This window comes from Flavobacterium sp. LPB0248 (assembly GCF_013388355.1).
Classification (GTDB): Bacteria; Bacteroidota; Bacteroidia; order Flavobacteriales; family Flavobacteriaceae; genus Flavobacterium.
On record NZ_CP058246.1, the window covers coordinates 3,673,108 to 3,690,437 of the forward strand.

Below are 17,330 nucleotides of genomic sequence, written 5' to 3' on the forward strand. Positions count from 1 at the left end.
AAGAACCTAAACAAGATCTATGGGAATTTTTAAAATCGAAGGAGGAACTCCTTTAAAAGGAGAAATCACTCCACAAGGAGCAAAGAATGAGGCATTACAAATTTTATGTGCCGTGCTTCTAACAGGAGAGAAAGTAAAAATTAATAACATTCCTGATATTATAGACATCAATAAATTAATCACTTTGCTTGGTAATTTAGGGGTGAAAATTCAACGTAACGAACCAGGTTCAATTACTTTTCAAGCAGATGAAGTTAATGTTGGATATTTAGAAACTGAAGCTTTCAAGAAAGAAGGAGGAGCGCTTCGCGGTTCGATTATGATTGTTGGTCCGCTTTTAGCTCGTTTCGGAAAAGGATATATCCCAAAACCAGGAGGAGATAAAATTGGGCGTCGTAGATTAGATACTCACTTTGAAGGTTTTATTAACCTTGGAGCAAAATTTAGATATAACAGAGAAGATCATTTTTATGGAGTAGAAACTCCAAAGGAAGGTCTTAAAGGAACAGATATGCTTTTGGATGAAGCTTCTGTAACTGGGACTGCAAATATTGTGATGGCGGCTGTTTTAGCAAAAGGAACAACTACAGTTTACAACGCAGCTTGCGAGCCATACTTACAGCAGTTGTGTAAAATGCTAAACTCTATGGGAGCTAAAATCACAGGAGTTGGGTCTAACTTATTGACTATCGAAGGTGTTGAAAGTCTAGGAGGTTGCGAGCACAGAATTCTTCCTGATATGATCGAAATCGGTTCTTGGATTGGTCTTGCGGCTATGACAAAGAGCGAAATTACAATCAAAAATGTTAGCTGGGAAAACTTAGGTTTGATTCCGAATACGTTTAGAAAACTTGGAATTACAGTTGAAAAACGTAATGATGATATTTATATTCCTGCTCACAAAGATGGGTACGAAGTAAAAACTGATATCGACGGTTCTATCTTAACAATTGCTGATGCGCCATGGCCAGGATTTACGCCTGATTTATTAAGTATCGTTTTGGTTGTAGCAACTCAAGCTAAAGGAGATGTTTTAATTCACCAAAAAATGTTCGAAAGCCGTTTATTCTTCGTGGATAAATTGATTGATATGGGAGCAAAAATCATGTTGTGTGATCCGCACAGAGCTGTGGTTATGGGACATAATTTTGAATCTCAATTGAAAGCAACAACAATGTCTTCTCCTGATATTCGTGCGGGAATCTCATTATTGATTGCAGCACTTTCAGCAAAAGGAACAAGTACAATTCAGAATATCGAGCAAATCGATCGTGGATACGAGCGTATAGATGAGCGTTTAAGAGCAATTGGCGCAAAAATCGTAAGAGCTTAAAAAAATATATGCCACGAATTCACGAATTAAACTAATTCAAAATTTTTAAAGTCAAATTAAACGAATTTCATTTTAAAAATTAGAGAAATAAGATAAATTCTAAATTTCGTTTAATTCGTGAATTCGTGGCTAAAAAAAATGTCTTTAAATGACAAACGAACAAAAAGCTGTAAAAGCTACTATTTTTAGTATAATAGGAAATACCTGCCTGGCCCTTATAAAAGGTCTCGCAGGTTTTTTTGGCAATTCTTATGCCTTAATTGCAGACGCGATAGAATCGACAACAGATATATTTGCGTCTTTTTTGGTTCTGTTTGGAATTAAATATTCGAATAAACCAGCAGACGAAAATCATCCTTACGGTCACGGCCGCGCAGAACCTCTGATTACCTTTTTGGTTGTTGGGTTCTTAATTACTTCGGCAACAATTATTGGTTATGAAAGTATCGCCAATATTGGCACTTCGCACGATTTGCCTAAATCTTGGACTTTGTATGTTTTAGGTGCAATTATTATCTGGAAAGAATATTCTTTTCGTTTAGTAATGAAACGAAGCAAGCAAACAAATAGTTCGTCTTTAGCAGCCGATGCGTGGCACCATAGAAGCGATGCTATAACTTCTGTAGCTGCTTTTGTCGGAATTTCCATTGCTTTGATTATGGGGAAAGGTTACGAATCTGCAGATGACTGGGCGGCGCTTTTCGCAGCTTTTTTTATTCTTTATAATAGCTATAAAATATTCAGGCCTGCACTAGGCGAAATCATGGATGAAAACCTTCATGAAGATTTAGTTGAAGAAATTCGCGTAAAAGCTTTATTGGTTCCAGGAATTCTTGGAACAGAAAAGTGCTTTATTCGTAAAGCGGGAATGAAATATCACGTAGATCTTCATGCTATTGTTTCGGCAAAAATTTCAGTTAAAGAAGGACACGATTTAGCACACCTTTTAAAAGATACTTTAAGAAATGAAATCCCAGAACTTGGACATGTTTTAATACATGTTGAGCCAGATGATTATTCATAAGGTTCAAAGTTGCAAAGGTTCAGAGGGACAAAGGGACAAAGTTTTTTTACTAAAACCTTATAGAAGATTGAAATAAAAAAATCAGTTTATTACTTAGTAATAAACTGATTTTTTATTGTCTGTCTGTCTGAGCTTCACGAAGCTTCGGAAGAGAATCTCACAAAATATTTAACCTCTGAGCCTTTGTCCCTCTGAACCTTTGCACCTTAATCTAACGCATTCAAAATCTTCAATCCAAACACAACGCCGTTTTGCTGCGCGCCACCTTGGTAAGAATGCACATAATCCACTCGGAATAATTTGAATTTACCAAAACCTAAATTATCTAAACCGACTGTGATTTCAGAGTATGGTTTTCGATCTGGAATTGCAAGGGAATGAAATCCAATATTCATAGTTGACTTTAAAAGATTTAGTAACGGAATTTTATTCATGATAAAACCTGTGTCATTGTATTCTGTGTGCATTTCAAAGTAGCTATCGTTTGTGCTGTTTGAATAATATGGCATCATATTAAAAACATTCAAATAACGTTCACTTGTTCCAATATGAGTTTGGTTTCCGTTAAAATGTCTGTAATCTATAAAGGAAATGTTTTCGGCGTTAAAGAATTTTCCACCTCTAAAATTGGTTCCTAAAAGACCTTTGTTTCCAAGTGATAAATCATATTGAACAGAAGCTCCAATTCTTTCATACTCATACTTTTTTTCGCTCGCCGCGAATGTTTTTTCAAAAGCTAGGTAAACCGTCGGGTATTTATCGTTTTTGAAATTAAATCTTCCGTCAGGTCTAGAAATGTATTTGTTGCCAAAATTGATTCTAGTTGTTATAAGAGCTTTAAATAAATGATGCTGATTAAAAGCGGGTGTTGTAAAATCGTCTGGAGCCAAAGGATTATTAGAAGAATAAACATCATCTTTTTTAAAGAAAGAATAGTCAGTTGTGTTGAAAAGTGGTTTTCGTTGTTCGTAGCCAATTTTTCCGGTAAGATTCATTCCATTTGCAATATCTTGCCCATAATTAATTTCAACATATTCTAAATTATACAACTTCATATAATTGTCTTTGAAAAATAAGGAACTTACAGAATTGATAAGTTTAGAAATAGGTTCGGCACTATTAAACTGAGCCGTTTTTGTTCCTCCCGAACCCCAAATTGTGGCATAATTTATAGTATTGAATCTATGGCTGAATTCGCCAATTACGCGAAAGCGTTCATCTGAAAAACCATAATTAAAAGTTGTACTTATAGAAGTGTTTGTTCCTTTTTCTTCATCCCATTTTCTAAAAGAGAAACCCGAATCCAGATTAAAACCTTGCACAGTATTAAAGCTTAAAGAAGCAACATTCAATAAGCCTTTATAATCAAAAGAATATTTCTTAAAAGTATTTTTATAATCGTAACCCATTAAAATATCCCAAACCTTAAACCTATTGTTTTTGGCATCTATAGAATCGGTATATTTTTTTGATTTTCTAATGGTTTGCAAACTGTCTTTTTTAGCATAATCATTACTTTCTTCAATTGTTAACGGAATTGGACGAATTTCATTCCAAAAAGCATCATCTTTTTTGTTGGCATTAAGTTCAAAAGCTACAAGTTCATTTCCGAAAGTTTTTTTGTCGAAAGAATCAGGAAATTCATAATTAGAATAAACATAATTGAAATTTCCAGAAAACTTTATTCCAAAAATACCAGCATTAAAAGAAAGAGTCTGAGCATTTTTAGACCAGATCTTATTTTTAGTATTATAGCTAAAGCTCTGTTTTAGATTCATCACCTCTGTAAATTCATTTTTCATTCGATACCCTTTGATATCTAAATCAACGGCATAAATAGCAAAACTGTCGTCTACAATATAAATGTAGCCTTCAAAGACAGGTTCCTTATCTCGTTTCGGAATAACTTTTATTTTATTAATCTGCTGGTTATTGTCATCATAAAAAGTGCTTTCCAGTTTGTATTTGTAATAATTGAAAGCATTATCGGCAATAGGAGAGATGAGTTTTACATCAAAATCTAAAGTGTTGTCGTAGAAGTCGTAATTAGATAGGGCAGCCGTGTTATAGCTGTAGCCGCGATTGTTGCCAGAAATTTTAGAAGCAATAATTTTTTCTTTTAGTTTGTCTGGTTTTTCAAGAGCAACTTTTGAAACAGTTTCAGACAAATATAGAATACCTGTTCCTGTAGAATCTAAATTTGCGCCCATGTCATTACCAAGTTCTACTTTTTTACCGAGGATTTTTTTAGGAAGATCTTTGACTTTAAACATTCCTTTTGAATAAAAATCAGCTGTATAACGTCCAGTTTTACCTAGGTTTTCTTTCTTATGCGCAATAGCACTTTTTATGATAGCGTTTGCAGGATTGTTTTTAGGATCAATGATAACTTCATTTAATGCGAAACTTTCTTCCTGAAGTTTAACATCTAAATTGACAATTTTCGTTGCTGCTAAAACGGTTATTTTTTGAGTTTTATAGCCTAAATATTGAAAAGTGATTTTATTTCCTCCAACTTCTTTTACATTCAGCTGATATTTTCCTTGTTCGTTTGTGGTAGTTCCAGAATAGGTATTTTCTTCAAAAACGGATACAAAAGGAAGCGGATTTCCCTTATCATCTGTTACAGTTCCTCTTATTTGAGCAAAATTAGAAAGCGAAAAAAAAAGAAAGGCAAATAAAGTATAGTTTCTCATACAGGTGTGGTTATCTTACAAAAATATAATAAGTTAAATCTGAGCTTATTAATAATTTGTTAAATTGAATGAGAGAGTTTGTCCGATTGAGCGAAGTCGAAGGCATTAGTCTTACAGGTCTTCGACTTCGCTCAGGATGACATTATATTATAGAAAAGATTGTATAGCCAATTCGTAGCTTTTTAGACCGAAACCTAAAATAACACCTTTTGCATTTCCAGATAAATAGGATTGATGTCTAAAACTTTCGCGCGCGTAAGTATTTGAAATGTGTACTTCAATTACGGGAGTTGTAACAGCTTTGATAGCATCGCCCAAACCTATAGAAGTGTGTGTGTAAGCGCCAGCATTCAGAATAATTCCGTCGAAAGTAAAACCGCATTCTTGAATTTTACCAATCAGTTCGCCTTCAATATTGCTTTGGTAATATGAAAGTTCGATGTTTGGGAATTTTTGTTTCAACGTTTCAAAATAATCTTCAAAAGTCTGACTTCCGTAAACTTCTGGTTCGCGCTTTCCTAAAAGATTCAAATTTGGTCCGTTGATAATGCAGATTTTCATGTTTTTTTGTTTTAAGATATTGACATTGCCATTGATTTTTGCCATTGTCATTGAACTTTGTAAAAATAAAAAAACCGCACTAATAATTAGAGCGGTTTTTATAAAAGTATGTGATATTCTTTTAGAACATAAATCCAGCTGAAAGCTGAACTACTGAATTTCTAATGTCAGCATTTGAAGAGGCATCTGTTAATCCTAGGCTGTAACGTCCTTGAACAAAAATGCTTTCTGTAATTTTTAAACCTAAACCAGCATTAATAGCAAAATCAAATGTGTTGGCATCATCAAATCTTACATCATTTTTTTGACTTAATAAAAATGAAGCTTGTGGTCCAACCTCTAAGCTTAATGATTTAGTCATATAGATTTTTGCCATTACAGGAATCGATAAATAAGCTAATTTATTTTCGAAATCTTTTTGAGCATCAGAAAATTTGTAAGTTGCTCCTTGAGTAGAATACAAAAGCTCTGGCTGAATTGCGAATTTTTCTAATAATTTTACTTCAGCCACTACACCAGCATGAAAGCTTGTGATTCCATCTTTATCAAACGCTACACCGTTTAATGTTGCATCACCAGGCTGGCTTGCAAAGTTAACTCCGGCTTTTACCCCTAATTTCAATAATTGTGCTTGTACTGCCGCTGATGTTGCAATGAACATAACAGCTGCTAAAAGTATTTTCTTCATAAAAAGGTTTTTAAAAATTGGTATTTTAAAATGTTATTTAAAGTTCAAAACTACATATTTAGCATTTTATTGCCTTATAATTTGCATAAAATAATTACTAAAATTCCCACTCAAATTGATTTTTAATCTATAAAATCCTTCTTTTTATCTTTTAAAGTTTTGATTTTCAATGAGTCCAAGCGGACTTTGTTTTTGTCTTATTTTAATACTTTTTAAACTTATTGTGGAGTTTTTTTTGTAAGTAGAATCTTAGTTTTGCGGAATATTAATCAAATAATATTTTAAAAATTATGAAAAAAATTGTTTTAGCTGCTATTGCAGTATTATCTTTTGGATGGGCTAATGCTCAAGAACAAACAGCAAAAGGAAAATGGTTGATTGAAACTAATACTGCTTTTGGAGCAACAAATGTTGGTAATACTGGTTTTCAGTTATCAACAGAAGATGGTGAAACAACATGGGGAATTGGTGCTGAAGGAGGTTACTTTGTAGCTGACAATTTAGCTGTAAAAGCGGGATTAGGATATAATGATTTTGGCCATAGCCAGAATTCATTTGCTTATAAAGTGGGAGCTAAATATTATTTGTTAAATAAATTCCCTCTAGAGGCTTCTTACACAGGAGCAAGCACGAAAAATGCAGATGAAAATCCTTCTTATCTAGGATTACAAGGAGGATATGCTTGGTTTGTTGGAAAAAACATATCTATTGAGCCAGGTCTTCGTTACAACATTACTTTAAATGAAGATTACGGAAAAGATGTTTTCCAGTTTAATATCGGTTTTGCATTACACTTCTAAATATTTAGTTAATAGTGTTTTTTTTGAGAGCCTTTCCAGAAATGGAAAGGCTTTTGCTTTTGATAAATTCATGATCTCTTAACAATTAGTATATTATTTACTACTTTATTTGTTAAATTCCTAATATAGATTTATGAAGAATATTTTTATATTTGACGCATTAATTTAACCCAAAACAAATTAGAATGAAAAAAATTATTTTATCTGCCATTGCCCTTATGGCATTTGCATTCTCAAATGCTCAAGAAACAAGATTTGGAATAAAAGGAGGTCTTAATATCACAACTTTTGCTGGTGGAAATTACTGGGACGCTAATTCTTTAGTAGGTTTTCAAGTTGGAGGTTTTGCTGAGATTAAAGTTATTGAAAGATTAGCTATTCAACCAGAGGTTTTGTTCTCTACTCAAGGTGCGAAATTGAAATTTGCTGGTGATAGTTTTGACACTAAATTAAATTATATTAACGTTCCTGTTTTGGCGAAGTTTTATATCACAAAACAATTTACTGCTGAAGCTGGACCACAATTGGGATTTTTAGTTTCTGCGAAAAGTGATGGTAGAGATGTTAAAAATGGTTTCAAATCTGTTGATACTGGATTTAATTTCGGACTTGGATACAACTTCACAGATAATTTTTCAGTTGGAGCTCGTTATACTGTAGGTTTGTCTAATATCGCAGATAATGATGCAGATACTTGGGACGAATATTATGATAGCCCAAAAAACAGTGTTTTTGCTATAACGGCAGCATATAAATTTAATTAAGAAATTAAAATATTTAAAAGAACCTTCCCGATAACGGAAGGTTTTTTTATGCCAAAAAATCACTTACTTTGTAAATATGAATTGGAGCAGATATATAAAAGATTATCAGTCGTATTTGAGGATAGAGAGAGGTTTGTCTAAAAATACGATCGAAAACTACGGCTTTGATATTGAACGTTTATGTCTGTTCTTAGAAACCAATCAGATTGATGTTTCTCCAATAAAAATTTCCGACGAAACTTTACAGCAATTTATTTATACGGTAGCCAAAGAAGTTAATCCAAGATCGCAGGCAAGGATTATTTCTGGACTCAAAAGTTTCTTTAATTATTTGGTTTTTGAAGATTATCGAAATGATAATCCTTTAGAATTAATTGAAGCTCCAAAAACGGGTCGCAAATTACCCGATACTTTATCGCTTCCGGAAATCGATACTTTAATTGAAACAATCGATTTAAGTACCAATGAAGGAGAGCGTAACCGTGCAATGCTAGAAACGCTTTATGGTTGCGGACTTCGTGTTTCTGAACTGATTTCACTCAAAATTTCGGATCTTTACTTTGATGAAGGTTTTATTAAAATTACAGGTAAGGGAAATAAAGAGCGTTTTGTTCCAATTGGACCTTTAACTCAGAAATATATTGATTTGTATAGAAATGCTGTCCGCTGTAATCTTAATATTAAAAAAGGAGCCGAAGATACCTTATTTCTAAATAGAAGAGGAGGTCAATTGACTCGAGCTATGATATTTACGATTATTAAAGATCTAGCTCAGAAAGTGGGTTTAAAAAAAAGTATCAGTCCGCATACACTGCGCCATTCTTTTGCAACACATTTACTGGAAAATGGTGCCGATTTAAGGTCAATTCAGTTGATGCTTGGTCACGAATCAATTACAACAACTGAAATTTATGTGCATCTGGATCGCAGTTTTTTGAAAGAAGTAATGCATAGTTTTCATCCAAGAAAATAATTTTTTTGCAGTATGATATGTTTTTGATTTGAAAATTTATATATTGTGTTAAAATTTTGTCTTAATTTGAATAAAAAGCACTAAAACGTTGTAGTTTATCTTTGCTTTTTCCGAATAAGTTCTGAATATCTTATTTACATAAAAGAAGTAGTATATGGTTTTTGATTTATATGGAAATGACGATTGCTTAGAGGTAAATAATTTTTATAAAAAATTGTTGGCCGAAATGCCCGACCTGCTTTTTCAGTTTGTTATTGATGCGGATAATAATTACACATTTCCCCTTGTAAGTAAATCGGCAGATGAAATATTTGAACTTTCTGCGGCAGATTTTAATAACGATATGAAGTTTATAGTTTACGATCGAATTTTACCTCAGGATCGTGAATTTTTTTTTCAATCTTTGGTCAAAGCTAGAAAAGAAATAAAACCTTGGGAAATAGAGTTTAGAGCGACTCTTCCTAAAAAAGGAATTCGCTGGTTTAGGGTTTCTTCAAAAACAGAATCTTCGGCAAATGGAAGTGTGATTTTTTACGGACATGTTTCAGATATTACCGAATTGAAAGATAAGGAAGAAAAGCTTCGAATTTCTGAAGAGCGTTTTCAGTTTGCTCTCGATGCTTCTACTGCTGGAATCTGGGATTGGGATATGGTCACAAATAGTGTTTTTTATTCTTCTTTGTCTCTTAAAATCTTGGAGCTAGAATCTTCGGATATTTTTGACGATCCTGAGCGATGGGATAAAATTGTGCATCCAGATGATCTTCCAAAATATTATTCAGATATTCATGATCATTTTGATAATAAGATTCCGTTTTACGAAAATTATCATCGTGTAATGACTTCTAGTGGTAATTATAAATGGATTTTGGATCGAGGAAAAGTGATTAAACGTGACGAAAATGGAAAACCTCTGCGTGTAATTGGAACACATACAGATGTCTCGGCTCAGAAAGAAAAAGAACTTGAGCTTATGAAAACTATGAAACTGTATAGTGATCAGAATAGCCGTTTGCTGAATTTCTCACATATTGTTTCTCACAATTTAAATACACAGGCAGGAAATATAAAATCGATTTTAGACCTTATTGATGCCGATGTTAGTAAACAGACTGTAGCGGAAATGCTAGAATACTTGCGAGCCGTTTCTAACGATTTGAATGACACTATTTCAAATCTTACCCAAATTGTTAAAACGCAGAGCAATATTAATATTGCTGTGGTTCCGTTAAAATTATGCGAGTATATCGAAAAAACTATTTCGACGATCAAAGGCTACGATAAACAGCGTAAAGTGACAATTATAAACAACGTTCCGAAGTATTTAACGATTAATTTTAATCCGGCTTATATGGAGAGCGTTTTGTTGAATTTTACCACAAATGCAATCAAATATGCGCATCCAGATCGTGATCCTGAAATTACTTTTGATTTTGCAATCGAGCCAGAAGGCTTTAAGTCACTTAAGATTACAGATAATGGACTTGGAATCGATTTGAAAGTCTATGGTGATTTGTTGTTCGGTATGTATAAAACTTTTCATAAACATGAAGAAGCTCGTGGTATAGGATTATATATTACAAGAAATCAAATTGAAGCGATGAAAGGAACTGTTGAAGTAGAAAGTGAAGTAGGAGTAGGAACGAGCTTTAAAATCATTTTTAATGATATGTAGAGCTTTGTATAGTGGATAAAAATAAAGGCTGTCAATTGACAGCCTTTATTTTTATTTATTGTTTCTTAGATTATTTAGCAATATTTACAGCTCTTGTTTCTCTAATAACTGTAACTTTTACCTGTCCAGGATAAGTCATTTCTGTTTGGATTTTTTGTGAAATCTCAAAAGATAAGTTTGCGGCGTTGTCATCAGAAACTTTTTCACTTTCTACAATTACACGCAATTCTCTACCAGCTTGGATTGCATAAGCATTTTTAACTCCGCTGAATCCGTAAGCTACATCTTCAAGATCTTTTAGACGCTGGATGTAAGAATCAAGAACCTGACGTCTTGCACCTGGTCTAGCTCCAGAAATAGCATCACAAACCTGAATAATTGGAGACAATAAAGATTTCATTTCAATTTCGTCGTGGTGCGCTCCAATTGCGTTGCATACTTCTTCTTTCTCGCCGTATTTCTCAGCCCACTGCATACCTAAAAGTGCGTGAGGTAAATCACTTTCTGTATCTGGCACTTTTCCGATATCGTGTAATAAACCAGCTCTTTTTGCCAGTTTTACATTCAATCCTAATTCTGCAGCCATAATACCGCAAAGTTTAGAAACCTCTCTTGAGTGTTGTAATAAGTTTTGTCCGTAAGAAGAACGGTATTTCATTCTACCTACAACTTTGATTAATTCAGGATGTAAACCGTGAATTCCTAAGTCAATAACAGTACGTTTACCAACTTCAATAATTTCATCATCGATTTGTTTCGCTGTTTTAGCAACTACTTCTTCAATACGTGCTGGGTGAATACGTCCGTCAGTTACAAGTTTGTGCAGAGACAAACGAGCAATTTCTCTACGAACAGGATCGAAACAAGAAAGGATAATTGCTTCTGGTGTATCGTCAACAATAATTTCAACTCCAGTTGCAGCTTCTAGCGCTCTAATGTTACGTCCTTCACGTCCGATAATTCTACCTTTTACATCGTCAGATTCTATATTGAAAACAGATACACAGTTTTCTACTGCTTCTTCTGTTCCAACTCTTTGAATAGTGTTGATGATGATTTTTTTAGCTTCTTGTTGTGCGGTAAGCTTCGCCTCTTCAATAGTTTCTTGAATATGAGACATTGCTTTTGTTTTAGCCTCAGCTTTTAAGCCCTCTACTAATTGCTCTTTTGCTTCTTCTGCAGAAAGACCAGAGATTACTTCTAATTGCTGTAATTGGCTTTTGTGAAGCTTTTCAACTTCAGCTTGTTTTTTGTCTAAAACTTCAATTTTGTTTTCGTATTCAGCTGTTCTTGCTTCAAAATCGTCGTTTACTTTTTTAGCTTTAGAAAGTTCGTTAGAAACTTGAGATTCTTTATCGCGAACACGTTTTTCTACTTCAGCCACTTTTTTGTCACGCGCTAAAATAACTTGTTCATGTTCTGATTTTAGTTCGATAAAACGCTCTTTTGCTTGAAGAATTTTATCTTTTTTGATGTTTTCTGCCTCTAAATTAGCGTCTTTTAAGATAGAAGCTGCTTCTTTTTTAGCGTTTTTAATTAGGTTTGAAATATTACTTTTCTCGATAATTTTAGCTATTGCAAATCCTGCTGCAATACCTACAATACCAATGATGATCGTTATGATGTCCATGTTTGTTAGGGTTTATATATAAAAAAAGCCTACATTAATTGCTTGTATAAACTCGTAAAGACAAGTTTTGAGCTAACTCACTGTTCAAGTTTCCCAGCCAAAAGGAGGGCATACTATAGTAGCGACGATTTGCTCATTCTAAATTGTTAGTGTTGAGTTTACCAATTGTGAACTAATGTAGGCAGTATCTTAGTTTCTGTAAAGAACGTTTAATTTTCGAGATATTGATCTAAAAGCGTATTTAATCTTTTAATTCTTTCGATAGTTTCTTCTCCATCGATTGCATTATCAATCTGTTTTTGTTCTACTTGCGATGCAAATTGCAATGCACACATGGCTAGAACATCTTGTTTGTCACGAACCGCGTAATTTTCTTCGAACTGCTTGATCATGGCATCAATTTTTTTAGAAGCACTTCTAAGTCCTTCTTCCTGAGCCGGTTCAACCGTAAGTGGGTAAACGCGGTCGGCAATTGATATTTTAATTCTAAGCTTTCCGTCCATATTATTAATCTGATAGTTGCGCTATGCAGTAATCAATTTCGCGAATTAATGAATTTATTTTAAGCTTTGTCTCTCTCTTGTTATTGTCGCTGCCAAGCAACGAATTGGCTATCTTAAGTGTTTCATTTTGCTTCTTCAAAGCTTCCATTTCCTCAGATTGTTTCTGGATAATTTGCGCAGCTTTGGCTAGTTCTAATCGTAATACTTGATTGTTTTGTTCAAAAGCCTTTGATTTCTCAAATAGCTTTTCAACTTTATATTCAAGAGTATCAATTATTTCTGCAATTACACTCATTATACATCCTATTCATTACTTAATCATACAAAGTTAGTATTCCTTTTTATTAATGCAATTTTTTATCGATTTTTTTACATTAAAAATAGGCAAATAAATGAAATTCAAGTTATTGTGTTTTTATGGGGGTTTTCCTCGGTTTTGCCCTGTTAATTTTTTATCTTAGCAAAAATGTTGCTTATGAGATTTTCTGTACTTACCCTTCTGATTTGTAATTTTATATTTGCTCAAGCGCAATATCCTAAAGACTATTTTCGACCTCCATTAGATATTCCAATGCAGCTTTCAGGCAATTTTGGAGAACTAAGGCCGAATCATTTTCATGCTGGTTTTGATTTAAAAACGAATCAAAGAGAGGGGCTAAGTGTACACGCAATAGCTGATGGATATGTTTCTAGGATTAAAATTTCGACTTTCGGGAACGGAAAATGTATTTACATAACCCATGCAAACGGTTATACATCTGTTTACGGACATTTGCAAACGCCAGTTGGACCAATTTTGGATTATGTAAAAAAAACACACTACAAGGAAAAAGCGTATGAAATCGAAATGTTTCCAAAACCAGATGAGCTTCCTGTTAAAAAAGGCGATATAATTGGCCTTTCTGGAAATACGGGTTCGTCAGAAGGACCGCATCTTCATTTTGAAATTCGAGATACCAAGACAGAATTTGTGATCAATCCGATTTTCTTTGGCTTTGACCAAAATATTAAAGATACCAAAAAGCCAACTTTGTCTAGTTTGTATGTTTATCCATTGGACAATGCTACAGTAAATCAGTCTAAACAGCCTTTGCTCGTAAATATGGCGCTTCAAAAAGACGGAACTTATCTAGCTTCAAAAGTCAAAACAAACGGAAAAATTGGTTTCGGAATTAATGCGGTAGATACAGATGATGTATCGCATAATAAAAATGGGGTTTTTAATGTTTCGACTTTTTTAAATGGAAATCAGAATTATAACTATCAATTTAATACCTATTCTTTTGATGAAATGCGTTATGTAAATGCATTGATAGATTATTCTCGTTATAAAAAATCGGGACAGCGCGTGCAGAAACTTTTTATGAAAACGCCTTTTGCATTAAGCATTATCAAAACAGATTCTCTTCGCGGTATTGTAAAAGCAGAGCCTAATTTAACTTCAAATTACAAAATTGAAGTTTCGGATTATTTTGGGAATATGAATTCGATTACGGTTCCAATTGAGTTTGATGCTGCAATACCTCTTGTGGAGTCAGAGTCGGTTAATGGGAAATATTTCATCAAATATAATAGAGATGCTAATTTTGAGAAAGATAATATGTCAGTTTTCTTTCCAGCTGGAACTTTTTATGATGATTTTAATATGAATTTTGATGTGAAAAATAACAAAGTTTATATTCACGATGATACGGTTCCTGTGCATTCTAATTTTACTATTTCCATAAAAGACGACACTTATCCAGAGTCTCTACGAGATAAACTTTATATTGGCAAAGGAACAAGTTTTAATGGAACCATTAGAAAAGGTGATGTTTTTACGGCGAAAGCAAAAATATTGGGAACGTACGGTTTAGTTCTCGATACGATTCCGCCAGTTGTTAAAATTGCAAAACCGATTGAAGGAAAATGGATTAGCGATCAAAAGAAAATTGATTTTACAATAAGCGATTCTCTGTCTGGAATAAAATCGTATAACGGTTATTTAAACGGAAGCTGGGTTTTGTTTGAATACGAAAATAAAGCCAGAAGAATTACTCATACTTTTGATGATCAATATTTAGCAGAGGGTGAAAACGTATTAAAAGTTGAAGTTGTTGATAATGTAGGAAATACTACTATCTTTGAAACTCATTTTTTTAGAAGTCAACAAAAATAAAACCCAAAATCTTTGAGTTACAACAGGTTTACATTCGCTTTTTTATTTTTATTTTTCAGCTGTATTGCATTAGCTCAAAATGCCCATATTAAAGGGCTTATTTTGGATACGGAAAAACATCCTGTTGCAGGCGTAAATATTTCGTCGCAAGGAACTTCTATGCAGTCTGATGCAAATGGATTTTATGAAATTGCAATTCCATCAAATAAAAAAGTTTCTCTGATTTTTACTCACCTTTCTTTAAAAATGATGAGTTTGACAGTCAGTTTAAAAACAAATGAAGTTTTTGTTTTTAATCCGATCATGAGCAATTCTGAAGAACAAATGGGTGAAGTTTTTGTTTCTTCTGGAGGAAGAAAACGAGTTCAGGGAATAACATCAATTGATACTGAAACCATAAAGAAGATTCCAGGTGCCAATGCCGGAATCGAAAATATTCTAAAGACACTTCCAGGCGTAAATTCCAATAATGAATTAAGCACGCAATATATGGTGCGTGGTGGCAATTATGATGAAAATCTAGTTTATGTAAATGAGGTAGAAGTATATCGTCCGTTTTTAATTCGTTCAGGACAACAGGAAGGTTTAAGTTTTACCAATACCGATTTGGTTCAAAATGTTGAATTTTCTGCTGGTGGATTTCAGGCGAAATTTGGAGATAAATTATCTTCTGTTTTAGATATTACCTATCGAAAGCCAACTAAGTTTGGTGCTGCCTTTGAGGCAAGTTTTTTAGGAGGAAGTGCAGCTGTCGATTTGGTTTCTAAAAATAAAAAATGGTCAGCCGTAACTGGAGTTCGCTATCGAAACAATAGTCTTTTGGTAAATAGTCAAGATACAGAAACGAACTATAAACCAACTTTTGCAGATATTCAGACCAATATAAATTATGATATTTCTGAGAAATGGCAAATGAGCTTTTTAGGAAATATTTCTCAGAATAAATATTCGTATGAGCCTTTGGTTCGTCAGACTAATTTTGGAACAGCAGATCAGCCAATGGCTCTTGCTGTTTATTATGATGGACAAGAAAAGGATCAATACGATACTTATTTTGGTGCTTTAAAAACTACTTATAAAGCATCGCCTTCACTGACTCTTAAATTGATTGGTTCTTTATTTCATACTACAGAACAAGAGCATTTTGATATTTTGGCACAATATCGTTTAGGAAATGTAAATGCCGAAGATCCAGAAAATACATCTGCAGTTGATTTTACACGCGGAATTGGTTCTCAGCTGAATCATGCTCGAAATGATCTCGATGCTTTAATTGCAAATATAGAATTGAAAGGAATTAAAGATTGGAAAGAAAGCCAATTGGAATTTGGTTTAAAATATACCAGAGAATCTATTCGAGATCGAGTAGTGGAGTGGGAAGTTATTGATTCAGCAGGTTTTTCTATTAATCCGCCTTTGGTTATTCTTCCAAAAAATAATCAGCCTTATACACCTTATACGGGACCGCTTTTGCCATATCAGAATATTCGAGCGACCAATTTTAATACCATAAATCGATTCTCGGGTTACGCGCAATGGAACAAACAATCAGAAATTGGTTCGAGTCAGATCTGGTATCATTTGGGAGCGCGTTTTCAGGGTTGGAATGTTGCAGGAGCTCTAGAAGAAGGAAAAACACAATTTGTAGTAAGTCCGCGTGCGCAATTTGCGATAAAACCAGATTGGGATAGCGATATGGTTTTTAGAATTTCGGGAGGGTTATATCATCAGCCGCCATTTTATCGAGAATTACGAGATTTGGAAGGAGTTGTAAATCCAAATGTAAAAGCTCAGGAAGCAGTTCATGTGGTTCTGAGTAACGATTATAACTTTAAAATGTGGAATCGCCCTTTTAAATGGGTAACAGAACTGTATTTTAAATCACTTTCAGATGTCAACGTTTATTCTATAGATAATGTTCGAATTCGATATGTCGCCAATAATAATGCAAAAGCCTATGCGCAAGGTCTTGATTTTAGATTGAATGGTGAATTTGTGCCAGGAACTGAATCTTGGATAAGTTTTGGATATTTGAAAACGGAAGAAAATTACGAAAACAAAGGGTATATTGCTCGCCCGACAGATCAGCGTTTGAAATTTGCGATGCTGTTTCAGGATTATATGCCAAATATTCCAAGTGTGAAAGTATATTTGAATTTGGTTTATAATACCGGTTTGCCTGGTGGTGCGCCAGCATATTCAGATCCGTATTTATATCAAAACCGATTGAATGATTATAGAAGAGCTGATATTGGTTTTGCAAAAGTTTTTGTAGATGCTAGTACGCAAAATACAAAAAAAGGCTGGCTGAAAAACTTTAAAGAATTAGCTGTTGGATTGGAAATTTTCAATCTTTTCAATAATCAAAACGCTATTACGAATACTTGGGTTCGTGATGTATATTCAAAAAATCAATATGCGATTCCAAATTATATGACTTCGAGGGTTTTTAACGTTAAGATAAATGCGAGGTTGTAATCTGCTTCGCAATTGTTCAGTAAAATTCAATAAAACTCAAAAATACA

14 protein-coding genes are annotated in these 17,330 nt (G+C 33.6%); 8 read left to right on the forward strand and 6 right to left on the reverse strand.

Going from position 1 to position 17,330, the window contains the following annotated elements; translation table 11 throughout:
* The first annotated feature begins 19 nt into the window (after nt 1–19).
* Nucleotides 20–1,333, forward strand: coding sequence for a UDP-N-acetylglucosamine 1-carboxyvinyltransferase (gene murA / locus LPB248_RS15555; protein WP_144338813.1), 1,314 nt, complete (start codon nt 20–22; stop codon nt 1,331–1,333).
* 148 nt (nt 1,334–1,481) lie between these two features.
* Nucleotides 1,482–2,357, forward strand: coding sequence for a cation diffusion facilitator family transporter (locus LPB248_RS15560; RefSeq protein WP_177212241.1), 876 nt, complete (start codon nt 1,482–1,484; stop codon nt 2,355–2,357).
* A 206-nt stretch (nt 2,358–2,563) separates the two neighbouring features.
* Here LPB248_RS15560 and LPB248_RS15565 read toward each other — a convergent pair whose 3' ends face one another.
* From LPB248_RS15565 to LPB248_RS15575, 3 genes are all read right to left on the reverse strand, one after another.
* Complete coding sequence (locus LPB248_RS15565; protein WP_177212242.1) at nt 2,564–5,053, reverse strand: DUF5686 and carboxypeptidase regulatory-like domain-containing protein; 2,490 nt, start codon at nt 5,051–5,053, stop codon at nt 2,564–2,566.
* Nucleotides 5,054–5,200: 147 nt separating this feature from the next.
* Nucleotides 5,201–5,614, reverse strand: a complete 414-nt coding sequence (gene aroQ / locus LPB248_RS15570) for a type II 3-dehydroquinate dehydratase (protein WP_177212557.1) — start codon at nt 5,612–5,614, stop codon at nt 5,201–5,203.
* A 121-nt stretch (nt 5,615–5,735) separates the two neighbouring features.
* A complete protein-coding gene (locus LPB248_RS15575; RefSeq protein WP_177212243.1) occupies nt 5,736–6,302 on the reverse strand; it encodes a porin family protein in 567 nt (188 codons plus the stop codon).
* Between the two features lie 290 nt (nt 6,303–6,592).
* On the opposite strand from LPB248_RS15575, the gene LPB248_RS15580 reads away from it, so the two are divergent.
* From LPB248_RS15580 to LPB248_RS15595, 4 genes are all read left to right on the forward strand, one after another.
* Entirely contained in the window at nt 6,593–7,102 is a 510-nt protein-coding gene (locus LPB248_RS15580; protein ID WP_177212244.1) for a hypothetical protein, read from the forward strand.
* Between the two features lie 185 nt (nt 7,103–7,287).
* Entirely contained in the window at nt 7,288–7,866 is a 579-nt protein-coding gene (locus LPB248_RS15585) for a porin family protein (protein WP_177212245.1), read from the forward strand.
* 76 nt (nt 7,867–7,942) lie between these two features.
* Entirely contained in the window at nt 7,943–8,839 is an 897-nt protein-coding gene (xerD, locus tag LPB248_RS15590) for a site-specific tyrosine recombinase XerD (RefSeq protein WP_177212246.1), read from the forward strand.
* A gap of 154 nt (nt 8,840–8,993) precedes the next feature.
* Nucleotides 8,994–10,514: a sensor histidine kinase gene (locus LPB248_RS15595; protein ID WP_177212247.1), complete on the forward strand. Its 1,521-nt coding sequence runs from the start codon at nt 8,994–8,996 to the stop codon at nt 10,512–10,514.
* Between the two features lie 70 nt (nt 10,515–10,584).
* On the opposite strand, the gene rny is transcribed toward LPB248_RS15595, so the two are convergent.
* From rny to LPB248_RS15610, 3 genes are all read right to left on the reverse strand, one after another.
* Nucleotides 10,585–12,144 carry a ribonuclease Y gene (gene rny / locus LPB248_RS15600; RefSeq protein ID WP_177212248.1) on the reverse strand — a complete coding sequence of 520 codons (1,560 nt, stop codon included), beginning with the start codon at nt 12,142–12,144 and terminating at the stop codon, nt 10,585–10,587.
* Between the two features lie 209 nt (nt 12,145–12,353).
* Complete coding sequence (locus LPB248_RS15605) at nt 12,354–12,647, reverse strand: cell division protein ZapA (RefSeq protein ID WP_008464801.1); 294 nt, start codon at nt 12,645–12,647, stop codon at nt 12,354–12,356.
* A gap of 4 nt (nt 12,648–12,651) precedes the next feature.
* Nucleotides 12,652–12,942 (reverse strand): hypothetical protein, encoded by a 291-nt coding sequence (locus LPB248_RS15610; RefSeq protein ID WP_008464802.1) that lies wholly within the window; start codon nt 12,940–12,942, stop codon nt 12,652–12,654.
* 180 nt (nt 12,943–13,122) lie between these two features.
* Here LPB248_RS15610 and LPB248_RS15615 point away from each other — a divergent pair, with 180 nt between their 5' ends.
* Together LPB248_RS15615 and LPB248_RS15620 are read left to right on the forward strand one after the other, a co-directional pair.
* A complete protein-coding gene (locus tag LPB248_RS15615; RefSeq protein WP_177212249.1) occupies nt 13,123–14,805 on the forward strand; it encodes a M23 family metallopeptidase in 1,683 nt (560 codons plus the stop codon).
* A 12-nt stretch (nt 14,806–14,817) separates the two neighbouring features.
* On the forward strand, nt 14,818–17,283 hold the full coding sequence (locus LPB248_RS15620; protein WP_177212250.1) for a TonB-dependent receptor: 2,466 nt from the start codon (nt 14,818–14,820) through the stop codon (nt 17,281–17,283).
* The last annotated feature ends 47 nt before the right edge of the window (nt 17,284–17,330 follow it).